Annotated in this window: 18 protein-coding genes and 1 pseudogene; 4 read left to right on the forward strand and 15 right to left on the reverse strand. The window is 69.0% G+C overall.

Annotation, left to right across the window (positions count from 1 at the left end; translation table 11 throughout):
• Positions 1–139 precede the first annotated feature (139 nt).
• From OU415_RS29925 to OU415_RS29935, 3 genes are all read right to left on the reverse strand, one after another.
• Entirely contained in the window at positions 140–334 is a 195-nt protein-coding gene (locus OU415_RS29925; RefSeq protein WP_270952737.1) for a DUF397 domain-containing protein, read from the reverse strand.
• Positions 335–1,183, reverse strand: coding sequence for a helix-turn-helix domain-containing protein (locus OU415_RS29930; protein ID WP_333779001.1), 849 nt, complete (start codon positions 1,181–1,183; stop codon positions 335–337).
• 748 nt (positions 1,184–1,931) lie between these two features.
• Positions 1,932–3,665, reverse strand: coding sequence for a pyruvate dehydrogenase (locus OU415_RS29935; protein ID WP_270952739.1), 1,734 nt, complete (start codon positions 3,663–3,665; stop codon positions 1,932–1,934).
• A gap of 226 nt (positions 3,666–3,891) precedes the next feature.
• Between OU415_RS29935 and OU415_RS29940 the strand changes: the two genes are divergently transcribed.
• Both OU415_RS29940 and bcp read left to right on the forward strand, forming a co-directional pair.
• The gene (locus tag OU415_RS29940) at positions 3,892–4,059 is read left to right on the forward strand and encodes a hypothetical protein (protein WP_270952740.1); all 168 of its coding nucleotides are present in this window, start codon (positions 3,892–3,894) and stop codon (positions 4,057–4,059) included.
• 52 nt (positions 4,060–4,111) lie between these two features.
• Positions 4,112–4,585, forward strand: a complete 474-nt coding sequence (gene bcp, locus OU415_RS29945) for a thioredoxin-dependent thiol peroxidase (protein WP_270952741.1) — start codon at positions 4,112–4,114, stop codon at positions 4,583–4,585.
• A gap of 52 nt (positions 4,586–4,637) precedes the next feature.
• Here bcp and OU415_RS29950 read toward each other — a convergent pair whose 3' ends face one another.
• The 8 genes from OU415_RS29950 to OU415_RS29985 all read right to left on the reverse strand — a co-directional run bounded on the left by OU415_RS29950 (position 4,638) and on the right by OU415_RS29985 (position 10,377).
• Complete coding sequence (locus OU415_RS29950) at positions 4,638–5,396, reverse strand: sulfite exporter TauE/SafE family protein (protein ID WP_270952742.1); 759 nt, start codon at positions 5,394–5,396, stop codon at positions 4,638–4,640.
• Between the two features lie 176 nt (positions 5,397–5,572).
• Positions 5,573–5,749 carry a hypothetical protein gene (locus OU415_RS29955; RefSeq protein ID WP_270952743.1) on the reverse strand — a complete coding sequence of 59 codons (177 nt, stop codon included), beginning with the start codon at positions 5,747–5,749 and terminating at the stop codon, positions 5,573–5,575.
• Between the two features lie 585 nt (positions 5,750–6,334).
• Positions 6,335–6,940 carry an RdgB/HAM1 family non-canonical purine NTP pyrophosphatase gene (gene rdgB, locus OU415_RS29960; RefSeq protein ID WP_270952744.1) on the reverse strand — a complete coding sequence of 202 codons (606 nt, stop codon included), beginning with the start codon at positions 6,938–6,940 and terminating at the stop codon, positions 6,335–6,337.
• The gene (rph, locus tag OU415_RS29965; RefSeq protein ID WP_270952745.1) at positions 6,937–7,692 is read right to left on the reverse strand and encodes a ribonuclease PH; all 756 of its coding nucleotides are present in this window, start codon (positions 7,690–7,692) and stop codon (positions 6,937–6,939) included. Before rph ends, rdgB begins: the two co-directional genes overlap by 4 nt.
• 46 nt (positions 7,693–7,738) lie before the next feature.
• Entirely contained in the window at positions 7,739–8,191 is a 453-nt protein-coding gene (locus OU415_RS29970; protein WP_270952746.1) for a GNAT family N-acetyltransferase, read from the reverse strand.
• The gene (locus OU415_RS29975) at positions 8,181–8,939 is read right to left on the reverse strand and encodes an MBL fold metallo-hydrolase (RefSeq protein WP_270952747.1); all 759 of its coding nucleotides are present in this window, start codon (positions 8,937–8,939) and stop codon (positions 8,181–8,183) included. Before OU415_RS29975 ends, OU415_RS29970 begins: the two co-directional genes overlap by 11 nt.
• On the reverse strand, positions 8,936–9,751 hold the full coding sequence (murI, locus tag OU415_RS29980; protein ID WP_270952748.1) for a glutamate racemase: 816 nt from the start codon (positions 9,749–9,751) through the stop codon (positions 8,936–8,938). The genes OU415_RS29975 and murI overlap by 4 nt, the downstream gene beginning before the upstream one ends.
• Positions 9,748–10,377, reverse strand: a complete 630-nt coding sequence (locus OU415_RS29985) for a rhomboid family intramembrane serine protease (RefSeq protein ID WP_333779006.1) — start codon at positions 10,375–10,377, stop codon at positions 9,748–9,750. Before OU415_RS29985 ends, murI begins: the two co-directional genes overlap by 4 nt.
• Positions 10,378–10,594: 217 nt before the next feature.
• Here OU415_RS29985 and OU415_RS29990 point away from each other — a divergent pair, with 217 nt between their 5' ends.
• A complete protein-coding gene (locus OU415_RS29990; RefSeq protein ID WP_270952749.1) occupies positions 10,595–11,419 on the forward strand; it encodes an SMP-30/gluconolactonase/LRE family protein in 825 nt (274 codons plus the stop codon).
• A 134-nt stretch (positions 11,420–11,553) separates the two neighbouring features.
• Here the strand turns inward: OU415_RS29990 and OU415_RS29995 are convergent, their stop codons facing one another.
• The 4 genes from OU415_RS29995 to OU415_RS30010 all read right to left on the reverse strand — a co-directional run bounded on the left by OU415_RS29995 (position 11,554) and on the right by OU415_RS30010 (position 14,803).
• Entirely contained in the window at positions 11,554–12,504 is a 951-nt protein-coding gene (locus OU415_RS29995; protein ID WP_270952750.1) for a PLP-dependent cysteine synthase family protein, read from the reverse strand.
• 369 nt (positions 12,505–12,873) lie between these two features.
• Complete coding sequence (locus OU415_RS30000) at positions 12,874–13,149, reverse strand: MoaD family protein (protein ID WP_270952751.1); 276 nt, start codon at positions 13,147–13,149, stop codon at positions 12,874–12,876.
• Between the two features lie 72 nt (positions 13,150–13,221).
• Positions 13,222–13,677: a M67 family metallopeptidase gene (locus tag OU415_RS30005; RefSeq protein WP_270952752.1), complete on the reverse strand. Its 456-nt coding sequence runs from the start codon at positions 13,675–13,677 to the stop codon at positions 13,222–13,224.
• Between the two features lie 97 nt (positions 13,678–13,774).
• On the reverse strand, positions 13,775–14,803 hold the full coding sequence (locus tag OU415_RS30010) for a P1 family peptidase (protein ID WP_270952753.1): 1,029 nt from the start codon (positions 14,801–14,803) through the stop codon (positions 13,775–13,777).
• A gap of 194 nt (positions 14,804–14,997) precedes the next feature.
• Here OU415_RS30010 and OU415_RS30015 point away from each other — a divergent pair.
• Positions 14,998–15,352: pseudogene (locus tag OU415_RS30015) on the forward strand (alpha-ketoglutarate transporter); the annotation flags it as partial.

A 15,352-nucleotide genomic window follows, 5' to 3' on the forward strand; every position in this document is an offset into this window, starting at 1 on the left:
TACGGGAAGCGAAACCCAGGACCCACCAGGGGTTTCGAAGTTCCGCTCCCCGCACCGCAGAACGAGCTGAAAAGCACCGATGAGCGCGCCACCGAGCGGGGAGACCCGGGAACGCGCTCATCGACGCATGAAGTCGGGCTCAGCGATCGTCGAAGCAGCCGAGCTTGACACCGCTGACGAACTCGAGCCAACGCTGCTGCGCAACGGTGATCTGGCCACCGGACCTGTTCTTGGTATCGCGCACCCCGACGCAGTCAGCTCCGAAGCCGACCTCGACGCACTGCCCCTGACCTTGGGTACGCGTGCTGGTGCGCCAGTCGGTGATATCCACCATCTACAACTCTCCTATGCGTTGTTGCATTAGTTCTACGGAACCGTCCGGATCTACCGCATGCGCGCGTAAATGGTCCATCATCGTGACGTAGTTCGAGATCTCTATCTCGCGCTCGAGGTAGAGCCCGCCCACGTGGGTTTCCAGATAAACCACGTCGGGGTCGATGGAATTCGAGTAGCGCAGGATGACGAACGGCCCGGCCTGCGCCGGGTGCGCCCCCGCGTCCAGCGGCATCACCTGCAGGGTCACGTGCGGCAACTGCACGAGTTTCAGCAGGTGTTCCAGCTGTCGGCGGAGCACCCCGGGCCCACCGACCCGCCTGCGCAGGGCGGCTTCTCCCACCACCGCCCACAGCTCCAGCGGGTTGTCCCCCACAATCCGCTGCTGCCGCTGTATGCGCAGATCGACCCGTCGGCTGATCTCCGATTCATCGGCTCTGATGAGGGTCGCTTTCGTGATCGCATGCGCGTATTCACGCGTCTGGAGCAGTCCAGGAATGGCCTCGGCCTCGTAGGTGTGGATGGAGGACGCTTCCGCCTCCAAACCCACGTAGGTCTCGTACCACTCGGGCAGGACATCGCTGTAGGAATGCCACCAACCCCGTTTGCGGGCATCGCGCGCGAGGTTGATCAGCTGATCCCGCTCGCACCCCTCGACCCCGTAGAAATCCAGCAGTGCCGAAACATCTCCGACCGACGGAGATCGCTTCGCGGTTTCGAACCGCCCGATCTTCGCCTGCGTGCAGCCGAGATGCCCGGCGGCCTGCTGCTGGGTGACCTCCGCATGCGCCCGCAGTCGCCGCAGCTCAGCAGCTAAACGACGACGACGCACCGTGGGACTGACTGTCATGAGCCCCATCCTGCCCGGAGGTCCACACTGAGTCACCAACCCATCACCCTCACGGCATTCGTCCACTAGCCCGCTCCGGCCAACCCGGTGGGCACCGATGCACATCGGATGGTGGCCGAAGATGGTTACGTTCCTCCCCCCAAACGAAGCACCATCGCCAAAATGGAGTACACCCACCCGGGGCTGGAAATCAATGGCGGGAACCGGGGAATACGAACGAAGACAACGCAAACGCTGGCATATTCCCGAGGCAAAACCCGGACATCCGATTTCAAATCCTGATAATCGGCGAACTCCGAGCAGCTGCCGGCGGAGCGCCACCGGACGAGAAGTTGGTATCCCAAACCGCCCGGATGCGCCCCCGCCCGCCAGCGAAACCCCGTGCATCGTGGGGGTTCTCAAATACGAGAATCGCCGACCGAGGCACGATCACGCCCGGTTTTCCCGATGATCGCGGGCAAATCGGCCCGACACGCCGAGGGCGCGCAAGCGAAGCCACGCCGTGCTCACATGAGCAGCACGTTGCACGGGCTGCCACGAACCAACGGGATCCACCCGCCTCAGCCCTGCCGCGAGCACGAAAACCCGCGGCAGGATCAACAACGCGTTCGGACCAGTCACCGCGCCCGCCCCGGACGACATGGCGCGGCGAGCCGACCCGCACACCGCTCACCAGATGTCCACAGTAGACATTCCATTGCGCGCAACGAGGCCTCTTGGCCCTGACGAGTCCGGAAGAACGAGCCGCTCAGGGGCGCGGCACGTTGCGGAGGTTGCTGCGGGCCAGCTGGATCATCTTGCCCACCCCGCCGGACAGCACCGTCCGGCTCACCGCCAGCGCGAACCCCTTCACCTGGTCCCCGGTGATCCGCGGCGGGATCGACAGCGCGTTCGGGTCGGTCACCACGTCCACCAGCGCGGGCCCCGGCCGCTGCAGCGCATCGGCCAACGCGTCGCGCACCTCGCCCGGCTTCTCCACCCGCACCGAGTGGATCCCCGCCGCGGCGGCGATCGCGGCGAAGTCGACGTGGTCGTGGTCGGTGCCGAAGTCGGGCAGACCGTCCACGAGCATCTCCAGCTTGACCATGCCCAGCGAGGAGTTGTTGAACACCACGACCTTCACCGGCAGCCGGTGGGTGCGCAGGCTCAGCAGGTCGCCGAGCAGCATGGCCAGCCCGCCGTCCCCGGACATCGAGATGACCTGCCGCTCGGGTTCGCAGATCTGCGCGCCGATGGCCTGCGGCAGCGCGTTGGCCATCGAGCCGTGCACGAAGGACCCGAGCACCCGCCGCCGTCCGTTCGGCGTGATGTAGCGGGCCGCCCACACGTTGCACATGCCGGTGTCCACAGTGAACACCGCGTCGTCCGCGGCGAGGTCGTCGAGCACGTCGGCGACGAACTCCGGGTGGATCGGCACCTGGGTCTCGACGTTGCGCGTGTAGGCGTCGACGACCCGCTCCAGCTGCCCGGCGTGCTCGCGCAGCATCCGGTCCAGGTAGGAGCGGTCGGTCTTCTGCTGGACGTGCGGCAGCACCGCGCGGATGGTCTCGGCGACATCGCCGTGCACGGCCAGGTCCAGCACCGTGCGCCGCCCCAGGTGGGCCGGCTCGATGTCGACCTGCACCGTGTTGGCCTGCGGCAGGAAGTTGTCGTACGGGAAGTCGGTGCCCAGCAGCACCACCAGGTCGGCGCGGTGCATCGCGTCGTAGCAGGCGCCGTAGCCGAGCAGACCGCTCATCCCCACGTCGAAGGGGTTGTCGTACTGGATCCACTCCTTGCCGCGCAGGGCGTGCCCGACCGGCGCGTTCACCCGCGCGGCCAGCTCCATGACCTCCTGGTGCGCGCCGCGCGTTCCCGCCCCGCAGAAGAACATCGGCCGCTCGGCCTGGTTCAGCTTCTCCGCCAGCGCGAGCAGCTGGTCCTGCGACGGCACGACCGTGGGCGGCTCGCACTCGATGATTCCCAGGCCGGTGGACGAGGCGACGGGCTTCTCGGCGACATCGCCCGGCAGCACCAGCACAGCAGCGCCGCGCCGACCGGACGCGGTCTGGATGGCGGTGCGCAGCAGCCGCGGCATCTGCTCGGGCTGCGAGAGCAGCTCGCAGAAGTGGCTGCACTCGTTGAACAGCTCCTCGGGGTGGGTCTCCTGGAAGAACCCGGTCCCGATCTGCGCGGACGGGATGTGCGAGGCCAGCGCCAGCACCGGCGCCCCGCTGCGGTGCGCGTCGAACAGGCCGTTGATCAGGTGCAGGTTGCCGGGCCCGCAGCTGCCCGCGCAGACCGCGAGCCGTCCGGTCATCTGCGCTTCGGCACCGGCCGCGAACGCGGCGGCCTCCTCGTGGCGCACGTGCACCCACTCGATGCCCTCGGTGCGCCGCACGGCGTCCACCACGGGGTTGAGGCTGTCCCCGACGATGCCGTAGATGCGCCGGACACCGGCCTGCACGAGCACTTCGATGAGCTGATCGGCGACTGTGGGCATGGCGGGGTCCTCCGGGGTGGTCGTGGGGGCTGGCCACCCACCCGTCTACGCGCGGGGCGCGGCACCCGCAACTCGAAGTTCCGATCACTCGTCCGGTGGACATCTGTAACGATGCGGGCGAATCTCCCGATCTTCCCGTTGATCGAAGAATCCCTCACCGGTCCGGGCCCCGATGGCGCGCGCCCACCGGCGGGTTCGAATCCACTCCTGCTGGAAGGAAAACGCGGTGTCCATCCGCTTCTTCACCACTTGTGCGCTGGCGCTGACCGCCTCGGCGGTCGCCGGGCTGCTGGTCGGCGGGTACATCGCGGCAGGCGATCGGCTACCGGCGCCGACACCCCAGGTCTCGCACGTCGTCCCGGCCGCGGGCGGCGCCAGCTTGCCGGGGCAGTGACGTCGCTCCACCGGGCGGGACCGCGTCGGTGGCATCGGCTAGCGTCGGGTGCATGAGTGAGCAGAACCGACTCTCGATCGGCGACAAGGCACCCGAGTTCTCGCTGCTGGACGCCGACGGCAACACCGTCTCGCTGAGCGACTACCGCGGCCGGTCCGTCGTGGTGTACTTCTACCCCGCCGCCAGCACCCCGGGCTGCACCAAGGAGGCCTGCGACTTCCGGGACAGCCTCGCGGTGCTCAACGACGCCGGCTTCGACGTCCTCGGCATCTCCCCGGACAAGCCGGCCAAGCTGGCTGCTTTCCGCGACGCGGAAGGCCTGACCTTCCCGCTGCTGGCCGACGAGGACAAGTCGGTCATGACCGCGTGGGGCGCCTTCGGCGAGAAGCAGAACTACGGCAAGACCGTGCAGGGCGTGATCCGCTCGACGTTCGTGGTCGACGCGGACGGCAAGATCGCCAAGGCCCTGTACAACGTCAAGGCCACCGGCCACGTCGAGCGGCTCCGCAAGGACCTCGGCGTCTGACCTGGCGGAAAGGGCACCGACCCGGCCGGTGCCCCCGATTCCCCTTCCTCGGTCAGTCGAGGAACATGTAGATCGCGACGCCTGCGGCGATGGCCACCACCAGGTAGCGGAGCAGGTTCGCGGGGAGCTTCTGGGCGACCTTGCCGCCCACGTATCCGCCCAGCACCGTGGTGGGCACGAGCGTCAGCACCGCCACCCAGTCGACCGGCGCGATCAGCGCGTAGACGACCAGGGTCACCGCGCTGCCGATCATGCCCAGCCAGCTCTTGAGCGCGTTCAGCCGACGCATCGAGTCGGTCGCGGCCAGCACCAGGATCGCGATCAGGATGACGCTGCGCGCCCCGCCGAAGTAGCCGCCGTAGATCGAGGCGAAGAAGATCCCGACGGTCAGCAGGACCGTGCGGTCCGGGGCGTTCTCGTCGGGCGTGCCGAGCCACTTGCGGATGATGTTCTGGAAGGCCATCAGCAGCGCCGACAGCGCGATCAGTGCGGGCACCACGGCGTCGAACACCTTGCCCGGCAAGATCATCAGCAGCACGCAGCCCAGCGCCGACCCGACCACCGCGGCCGCCGAGGTCAGCCACAGCCGCCGCGGGGTGCCCCGGAGGTCGTCGCGCTGGCCGATCGCGGCCCCCACGAACCCGGGCCCCTGGGCCACCGAGTTGGTCACGTTCGCCACCAACGGCGGCATCCCGGTCGCCAGCAGGGCCGGGAAGACCAGCAGAGATCCGCCCCCGGCCACCGCGTTGATCGCGCCGGAGAGGAACCCGACGACGACTAGCAGCACCAACTCGAGCCATTCGGTCAACACGACCACCGAAGTTAGCTCCCGCAACGACCCCAGTCCCCGCCAGGGCGACCGGCATCACACCACCCGGAACACCACCCCAGCACCCTGCGACGCCGCGATCAGCCCATAACGCCGTTGCACAACACTGGTCCCACCTCAGCCGGGACCCGGCGGCATCACCGGATGCTCGACAACCGCTACCAGAGGTGCGATTCGGTCGCGTGGATGGAGGCGATGCAAGCATCGAAGATCTGCACCCATTCCTGCGGCTGCAGAGACCTGTTCACCGACATGCCACGACCGAGGTGCTTGTACCAGCGCAGCTCGACACCACCCACGCCCTCGACGTGCGCCACGAAGTTCGGCGGTGGCACATCCTCGTCTCCGTCCGGGTACCGGTAACCGCGCTGCCTCCGGTTCCGACCACCGATGTCCCCCGCACACCGGCGTGTCAGCCCCCGCTTCCTCGCACTTGGCCGGGAGCGTCCACATCGAAGACTTCGCAGACAGCCGCATTCCGGACGGACGTGGCGATCTCCACGCAAGCGATCCGCTGTGACAGCAACTCGTTGCGGCTGCGCCAAATTCGGTCGTGTTCGAGAAGCCCACCCTCCGCGTCGCGAGCGAGTGCGCTCGATGAACGCCTGGATGCCGGCGAAAGTCCGCGTCCTTCCAGTTCGGCGCTGGTTCGGGCTTCACCTTCCAAAACGAAGACCGAAGTGCTGGGTCGGGGGTTCCGGCACCAATCAGAAGTCACGTTTGTGCAGGTCAAGTACCGTGAGTCTTTTGGGGTGCTATGACGCCCCAAAAGACTCACGGGTCATGACCAGCGAGAACTGATCCGCATCCGGCAACTCATGCAGGTGTCCTGGTCGGAAGGTGGCGCACTCGACCGGTGAACGAGTGAAGGGCCCCTCGACCAGTGGTCGGAGGGGCCCTTCAACAGGAAGTTCGCGTGCTCAGCCTGCGAGTTTGCGGAGTTCTGGGAGCAGCAGGCGGAGGGCTCGGCCTCGGTGGGAGTCCGCGTCCTTTTCCTCCGGGGAGAGTTCGGCGCTGGTTCGGGTTTCGCCTTCTGGGACGAAGATCGGGTCGTAGCCGAAGCCGTTGGTGCCGCGTTCTTCGCGGATCACCGTTCCTCGCCATTCGCCTCGGACCACGGTTTCCGCTCCGTCCGGGTGGACCAGGGCCGCTGCCGAGACGAAGGCCGCGCCGCGGCGGTCGTCGGGGACGTCCGTGATCTGGCCGAGGAGGAGGTCCAGGTTGGCCTGGTCGTCGCCGTGCTTGCCGGACCAGCGGGCCGACAGGACGCCGGGCATGCCGTTGAGGGCGTCGACCGCGATGCCGGAGTCGTCGGCGATCGCCGGGAGGCCGGTGGCCTTCGCCGCGTCCGCCGCCTTCGCGATCGCGTTCTCCTCGAACGTCGCGCCGGTTTCCGGGGCTTCCGGGAACTCGGGGACGTCCGCCAGGCCGATGACCTCGACGCCGGTCACGCCCTCGGCTTCGAGGATTCGGCGCAGTTCCACCAGCTTCTTCTGGTTGCGGGTGGCCAGCAGGACGCGGCTCATGCCTTGCTCCCCGGCAGCTCGCCCGGGTACGGGGCGGCCAGCGCGTCGGCCTGGATCTCGGCGAGCTTCGCGCAGCCGTCCAGCGCGAAGTCGATCATCTTGTCCATCGTGGACCGGGTGTAGGTGGCGCCCTCGCCGGTGCCCTGCACCTCCACCAGGGTGCCGTGGTCGGTGGCGACCACGTTCATGTCCACCTCGGCGCGCGAATCCTCCTCGTAGGGCAGGTCCAGGCGCACCCGGCCGTCCACCACGCCCACGCTGATCGCGGAGATCGAGCAGGACAGCGGCTTCGGGTCGGACAGCCGACCGGCAGCGCCCAGCCAGGTCACCGCGTCCGCCAGCGCCACGTACGCGCCGGTGATCGCAGCCGTGCGGGTCCCGCCGTCCGCCTGGATCACGTCGCAGTCCAGCGCGATGGTGTTCTCGCCCAGCGCCGCCATGTCGATGCAGGCGCGCAGGGAGCGGCCGATCAACCGGCTGATCTCGTGGGTGCGGCCGCCGATGCGGCCCTTCACCGATTCCCGGGGGCTGCGCGTGTTCGTCGACGACGGCAGCATCGCGTACTCCGCGGTCACCCAGCCCAGCCCGGAGCCGGTCCGCCAGCGGGGGACGCCCTCCTGGACGCTGGCCGCGCACAGAACTCGCGTCCGGCCGAACTCGACCAGAACCGAACCTGCCGGCCAGTCCTGGTATCCGCGTGTGATCCGCACCTCTCGGAGCTGGTCGTCGCTCCGCCCATCCGCTCGTGCCACGCCCCAACCCTAAGCCCGCCCCGAATCGCCCCTCGTCAAGGGGCAGCTACGGCTGCCAGACGTAGCGGACGTCCGGTTCGCGCTCCTCGTTGAGCTGCCCGTCGGTGTGCTCGACCGCGACGAAGCCGTGCCGCTCGTAGAACCGCCGGGCCGGGCCGTTGACCTGGAAGGTCCAGAGCTCCAGCCCGTCCGGGCGACGGCGTTTGGCCAGGTCCACGAGCTGATCGCCGAGTCCTCGACCGCGCTGCGGCGGATCGAGGTAGAGCTGCTCCAGCTCCGCGCCCTCGAGCACCATGAGGCCGACCACCGAGCCCTGCTCCTCGGCCACCCAGCACTCTGAGTTCGGCACCACGACGTGGGCGAACCAGCTCCGCACCTCGTCGTCGCCGTGCGCCCGGCGCACCGTCGGCAGCGCGGTGTTGAACGAGCGCAGCCAGACTTCGGCCATGTCCGCCGCGTCGGCATCGGAAGCCGGCCGGAGCACGACGTCAGATCTCATAGCTGCCGTCCGCGACGACCAGTTCCGCCGGTCCGTCGTAGACGGCCTCGGCTTCGGCGAGGATCGCGTCGCCGTTCGCCCACGGCACGACGTGGGTGAGCAGCAGGCGCTGAGCTCCGGCCGACTTCGCCACCTCCGCGGCTTGGCGACCCGACAGGTGCACGCCGTCCGGCGCGTCCGGGGAGTCCTCCCAAGACGCCTCGGACAGCAGGACGTCGACGTCCGCTGCGAGGTCGGTCAGCTGCGGGCACGGGCCGGTGTCGCCGGTGTAGGCCAGCACCTTGCCCTCCGCCTCGACCCGGAAGCCCCACGACTCGCACAGGTGCGCCACCGGTGTCGCCCGGACCTCGAACGGCCCGATGCGCACGGGTTCGGCCGATACCTGGACGAACTCGAACACGTCCGACAGATCCGTCACGGCCAGCTCCTCGGCGTCCGGCGCGTAGAGCGCGGCGAACCGCTGCGGGGCGTTCGCGGGCGCGATCACCGGAAGCCGACCGCCGGGCCGGTTCGGGTGGTAGCGGCGCAGCACCGCGAGCGCGCCGAAGTCCGCGCAGTGGTCCGGGTGCAGGTGGCTGAAGAACACCGCGTCCAGCGAGAACGGGTCGATGAACCGCTGCATCGCGCCGAGCGTGCCGTTGCCCAGGTCGAGCGCGATGCGGGTGTCGCCGGACTCCAGCAAGTACCCGGATGAAGGCGAATCCGGGCCGGGAATGCTCCCGGAGCAGCCGAGGATCGTCAGCTTCATGCGGTCGAGCTTGACATGACGAGCGGCCGAACGGCATCGGCCGCGAGCGCCGGTCCGAGGAACCGGGCGGCCAACCGGGCGAACCGGTCAGGGGCCCCGGTGGCGTGGAACGCGTGCTCGGGCACCGCGTCCGGGCCTGCGAGCAGGTCGTTCTCGGTCAGCACCCGCACCACGTCCTTGGCGGTCTCCTCCGCGCTGGAGACCAGCGTCACCTGGTCCCCCATCGCGATCTGGAGCACACCGGTGAGCAGCGGGTAGTGCGTGCAGCCGAGCACCACCGTGTCGACGTCGGCCTGCTGCAGCGGGTCGAGGTAGCTCTGCGCGAGACCGAGGATCTGCCGACCGGTGGTGATGCCGCGCTCGACGAACTCCACGAACCGCGGGCAGGCCACCGTGGTCAGCTCGATGTCCGGGGCCGCGGTGAACGCGTCGTCGTAGGCGCGGGAGCGGATGGTCGCCTTGGTGCCGATCACGCCGATGCGCCGGTTGCGCGTGGTCGCCACCGCGCGCCGCGTCGCGGGCATGATGACCTCGACCACCGGGATCGAGTAGCGCTCGCGGGCGTCGCGCAGGCAGGCCGCGGACGCGGTGTTGCAGGCCAGCACCAGGGCTTTCACCCCGTCCTCGACGAGCGAGTCGGTGATGGCCAGGGTGCGGGCGCGGATCTCGGCGAGCGGCATCGGGCCGTAGGGCGCGTTGGCGGTGTCGCCGACGTAGTGCACGGTTTCGCCGGGCAGCTGATCCATGATCGCGCGGGTCACGGTCAGCCCGCCGACGCCGGAGTCGAAGATCCCGATCGGGGCGTCAGTCACCCGGCAAGTGTGCCAGGCCCACCGCTGGTGACCTGCGACCGAGTGCTGCGGCCCACCAACCAGGCGGCCAGGAAACCGGCGATCGCGCCGAACAGGTGGCCCTCCCAGGAGATGTTCGGCGTGCCGGGCAGCACGCCCCACAGCATGCCGCCCCAGTAGAAGAACAGCACGGCGGCGACCAGGATCTGCGCGATGCTGCGCTGGAAGAAGCCGCGCACCAGCAGGAACACCATCCAGCCGAAGATCACCCCGGACATGCCGATGTGCACGGCGGGTGCGCCGAACAGCCAGGTGCCGAGGCCGCCGATGATCCAGATGGTCGCGGTCACCGCGAGGAACTGCCCCACCCCGCCGGCGAGCACCAGCCAGCCGAGCACCAGGAACGGCAGGGTGTTGGCCCACAGGTGATCCCAACCCGCGTGCAGCAGCGGGGACCACAAAATCCCCTCCAGGCCGCTCACCGACCGCGGAAAGATGCCGTGGTTCTCCAGGTTCGTCAGCGGGTTGACCTGGTCGTAGAACTCGATGCCGTAGAGCACCGCGGTGGCGATGAGCATGCCCACCGCTGCGCCCAGCGGGTTCGGGGGCAGCACGCGCGGGCGAGGACGATCAGGCAGCCGGTTCACAACTCGAGGCTACGCGGAGCACCCCTCCGCGGTCTCGGGGTTCGCCCTGAGATTCGGACGTTTTGCACCCACGCCTCCGGTGGCCCTTCCGCGTGGACTCCGGGTGCTCGACTTGATGTGCGCCAGATCAAATGCGGGCTCTTGCCCGACCCCAAGATCAACAGGTGGGCCGCGCGATAGGGTCCTGCATCGTTGCGTTCCGGACGAAGGGCTTCACGTGCAGGTCGAGTTAGCAGTGCCAGCGGCGGCGCGTTCCGGACGGGCACCCACGTGGGACATCGGCACCGACACCCTGCTGTGGACCGATCCGCCGACGCGCAGCGCGCACCGCTTCGTCCCCGGTCGCACCGATCACGCGATGGAACTGCCGCAGCAGGTCAGCGCGGCGAAGACGCGCAGCCACGGCGGCCTGGCGATGCACCTGGACGAGGGCATCGCCCTGTTCGACTCCACCGGTTCGCAGCGGACCTGGCTGATCTACTGGGCGCGCGAGGGCGCCGAGGCGGGCGCGACGATGATCGACGCCAAGGGCCGGTTGTGGGCGACGACGCTGGGCGAAGGCGGCTGGCTGGTCCGGGTCACCGGTGAAGGCTCGGCGCACATCGCGCTCAAGGACCTGCCCGCGGGCAACGGCATCGCCTGGAGCCCGGACAACACCCGCATGTACCTGTCCGACGGCGCAGCCCGGCGCGTCGACGTCCTGGACTTCGACCTGACCACCGGTGACTGCACCAACCGCCGCCCGCTGTTCGAGGTCGACGGCGAACCCGGCGGCCTGGCGGTGGACGCCTCCGGGCACCTCTGGCTCACCGTCCGCGACCGCGGCGAGCTCCGCTGCTACACCCCCGCCGGTGACCTGGACCGGACGATCCCGCTCCCGGCCCAGCGCCCGACGGACTGCTGCTTCGGCGGCCCGGACCTGACGAGGCTCTACATCACCACCGCGACCGACGAGGTCTCCGAGCCCGCCGAAGCCGACGGCTCGATCCTCGTCATCCCGAACCTCGCAACGGGCGTCCGCCCCTACTCCTTCGCCGGCTGACCCAGGTCTCACCGCAAATTCAATGGAAATCGAACGTCCAATTTCCATTGAATTTGCGGTGAGACCCCGGCCGAGCGACGTCCTGTCGGGACCACAGTTTCAATTGAAACTGTAAATCTCCAGCTGGAGACGGATCAGGCCCAGAGCTGGCCTTCGAGGCGTTGGGCGGCTTCGTCGAGGGTGCCGCTGTAGGCGCCGGTGGAGAGGTACTTCCAGCCGGCGTCGGCGACGACGAAGGCGATGTCCGCGGATTCGCCTTCGGCCGCCGCCTTCTCCGCGATCGTCAGCGCCGCGTGGAGGACGCCGCCGGTGGAGATGCCGGCGAAGATGCCCTCGGCCTCCAGCAGCTGGCGGGTGCGGCGCAGGGCGTCGTAGGAGCCGACCGAGAAGCGGCGGGTCAGGACCTCGGCGTCGTAGAGCTCCGGGACGAAGCCCTCGTCGAGGTTGCGCAGGCCGTAGACCAGTTCGCCGTAGCGCGGTTCGGCCGCGACGATCTGCACGTCGGGCTTCTGCTGGCGCAGGTAGCGGCCGACGCCGACCAGGGTTCCGGTGGTGCCCAGACCGGCCACGAAGTGGGTGACGGTCGGCAGGTCGCGGAGGATCTCCGGCCCGGTGGTGGTGAAGTGCGCGTCGGCGTTGGCCGGGTTGCCGTACTGGTAGAGCATCACCCAGTCCGGGTTCTGCTCGGCCAGGTCCTTGGCCATCGCCACCGCCTGGTTGGAGCCGCCGGCCGCGGGCGAGGAGATGATCCGCGCACCGTAGGCCTGCAGCAGCTGGCGGCGCTCCTCGGAGGTGTTCTCCGGCATCACGCAGACCAGGCCGTAGCCCTTGAGCTTGGCCGCCATGGCCAGCGAGATCCCGGTGTTGCCCGAGGTGGGCTCCAGGATCGTGCAGCCGTGGGTGAGGCGGCCTTCCTTCTCGGCGGCTTCGATCATGGCCAGCGCCGGGCGGTCCTTGATCGAACCGGTCGGGTTCCGGTCCTCCAGCTTGGCCCACAGCCGGACGTCCGGAGCCGGCGACAGGTGGGGCAACCCCACCAGAGGCGTGTCACCGAGCGCGTCCAGCAACGAGTCGTAACGAGCCACGGTGCATCTCCTACTCACCGCAAGAAGAACAGTTCCTACGTCCAAGCGTGAGGCCTCGACGGCTGTAGCAAAAGTCGCGAGGCACGCTCACAAGTCCGCGACGTCGGGCAAGCGGCGAAGCCGCTTTCGGCGGTAAGCAGCTACCGCGAAGAACGACTGGCACCGGCCGGCGAGGGTCGCATGCGCCGCCAGGCGCATAGCCCACCCTCGCAACTCGCACCGCCGCGGGTTCTCAGACGTCGCCTGGCGAGGACAGCCCGTTTGCCTTGTATTGGACATACATAAAAACGGGATCCCGCAGCCAGGCGGCGTCTGAGGTTCCGCTACTTGCACCGCCCAGCAAGGCGGGTGCAACCAATTACCGAGAACTCACATGCCGCCGGCGACCGCGGGGAGGATCGTGACGTTGTCGCCGTCGGAGACCTTGGCCTCGAGGCCGCCGGCGAAGCGGACGTCCTCGTCGTTGACGTAGACGTTGACGAAGCGGTGGAGGTTGCCCTCCTTGACCAGGCGGTCCTTCAGGCCGTTGTAGTTGCCGTCGAGGTCGTTGATGACCTCGGCGACGGTGCCGCCCTCGGCCTGGACCGACTTCTCGCCACCGGTGTGGGTGCGCAGGATGGTGGGGATCGAAACCTTGACTGCCATGGGAAAACCTCCATGTCCACAGAGGACTACATAGGGATGCGGGGACGCGAGCACCAGCGGAATGACCGCGGTTCAGCCGCGGTCGGGGACCTCGTCGGCGCCGGTGTGGGCGAACATGTACGACTCCACGACCTCCACCGGTTCCTCGGTGACCTCGCCGTCGAGGATCCGGTAGGAACGCAGCTCATGGGTCTCAGGGTCCCTGGTGGACACGAGCACGTAGTGCGCGTTGGGCTCCGAGGCGTAGGAGACGTCGGTGCGCGACGGATAGGCCTCGGTCGAGGTGTGCGAGTGGTAGATGACCACCGGCTCCTCGTCGTTGGCGTCCATCTCCCGCCACACCTTCAGCTGTTCACCGGAGTCGAACCGGTAGAAGGTGGGCGAGCGCTCGGCGTTGATCATCTCGACCAAGCGTTCCGGGCGGTCCGACCCTTCCGGACCGGCAATCACACCGCACGCCTCGTCCGGGTGGTCCCGTCGGGCATGCGCGACCATCGCATCCACGAGGTCGCGTCGGATCACCAGCACAGCAACCATCCTAATAGGTGGAGCACCTCGCTCCCACGATGTGGAATCGCGGTCGCGGATGCGGCTTTCGTCGGGCGAAACGTAGGTCCACGATGATTCATTCCCGCGCCGAGGGGTAGAGGCTCGTGTACGACGTCACCTCGTCGACCGATTCCGCGGCCAGCACGCCGCGCACGATCGCCCGCGCCACCACGTCGGCGGCCGCCGCGCTCACCGCGTCCAGCCGCGCGGACCAGTCCTGCTCCCCCGGCGCGGGCAGCGCGGCCCCGGTGCCGGTGGCCAGCGCGAACATGGTGTCCCCGTCGACGAGCAGGTGAGCGGGCCGCACCGCGCGGGCCAGCGCGTCCTGGGCGGCCACCGCGAGCCGCCGGCACTCGGCCTTGGACAGCTTCAGGTCGGTGGCGACCACTCCGATGGTGGTGTTGAGCGGGCGGTCGACCGGCCCGTGGCGCCCGGGCCGGGTGCCGAACAGCGGCCGGGCGGCGTCGATCTCCGCCTGATCGGGTGACCGCAGGCCCGGAGTGGGGATCCACGGGAGCCCGGTGTCGGGGTCGATGGCCGATCCGGCGGCGTTGACCGCCACCAGCGCACCGATCGTGGTGCCGTCGTCCAGCACCTCGCTGGCCGTGCCGATGCCGCCCTTGACGCAGCCCACGACCGCGCCGGTCCCAGCGCCGACGTTGCCTTCCCGCGTCTCGGTGCGGGTGGCGTTCTCGCAGGCCCGGTGGCCGAGTTCGGCGTCCGGCCGGTTGCCCCAGTCGTTCATCGGCAGGTCGAAGATCACCGCGCCGGGCACCACCGGAACCACGTGCGCCGGGTCGGGGCCGACGCGGACGCCGTGGCCGCGGTCGCCGAGCCAGCGCATCACGCCGTCGGCGGCGGCCAGCCCGTAGGCGCTGCCGCCGGTCAGCGCGATGCCGTGCACCTGCTGCACCAGGTGGCTCGGTTCGAGCACGTCCGTCTCGCGCGTGCCCGGCCCGCCGCCGCGGACGTCGACCGCCGCGCTCGCGCCGTCCGGCACCAGCACCGCGGTCACCCCGGTCGCCCAGTGGGCGTCGAGCCGCTGCTCGTGCCCGACCAGCACACCGCCGACGTCGACGAGCGCATCCTGCTTCCCCGCTGCCATACCGCCTCCTCCGCTGTTCCCGGTTCCCGTGAATTCCATTGAAATCGGACCTCTGATTTCAATGGAATTCGCGTCCCACGAGCCGCGCGCAGGCCCGAGGTCATCACGTTAACCAGACGTAAAGGAAGGGGCGCACTCCTTGTTGCGGGGCCCGCTCGTCCGCAGTGTGAGTCCGTTCACGATGAGGAGGACGGATGACTACTGAGGTCGGCAGCCGCGACGGTGCGGCCCGCCCCGGCGGCGAGCGCCGGGTGGTCGCCAACGTGATCCGGGGCTCGATCGGCAACTTGATCGAGTGGTACGACTGGTACGCCTACACCGCGTTCAGCGTGTACTTCGCAGCCGCGTTCTTCCCGGACGGCGACCTGACCGCTCAGCTGCTCAACACCGCCGGTGTCTTCGCCATCGGCTTCCTGATGCGCCCGCTGGCCGGCGCCCTGTCCGACCGCATCGGCCGCCGCTGGCTGCTGCTGACCTACGGCATCGCGGGCACGGTGCTGACGGTGCCGATCATGACGCTGCTCGGCGGCACGCAGATCCCGTACCTGG

It is taken from the genome of Saccharopolyspora oryzae (genome assembly GCF_027853915.1).
Lineage (GTDB): Bacteria > Actinomycetota > Actinomycetes > Mycobacteriales > Pseudonocardiaceae > Saccharopolyspora > Saccharopolyspora oryzae.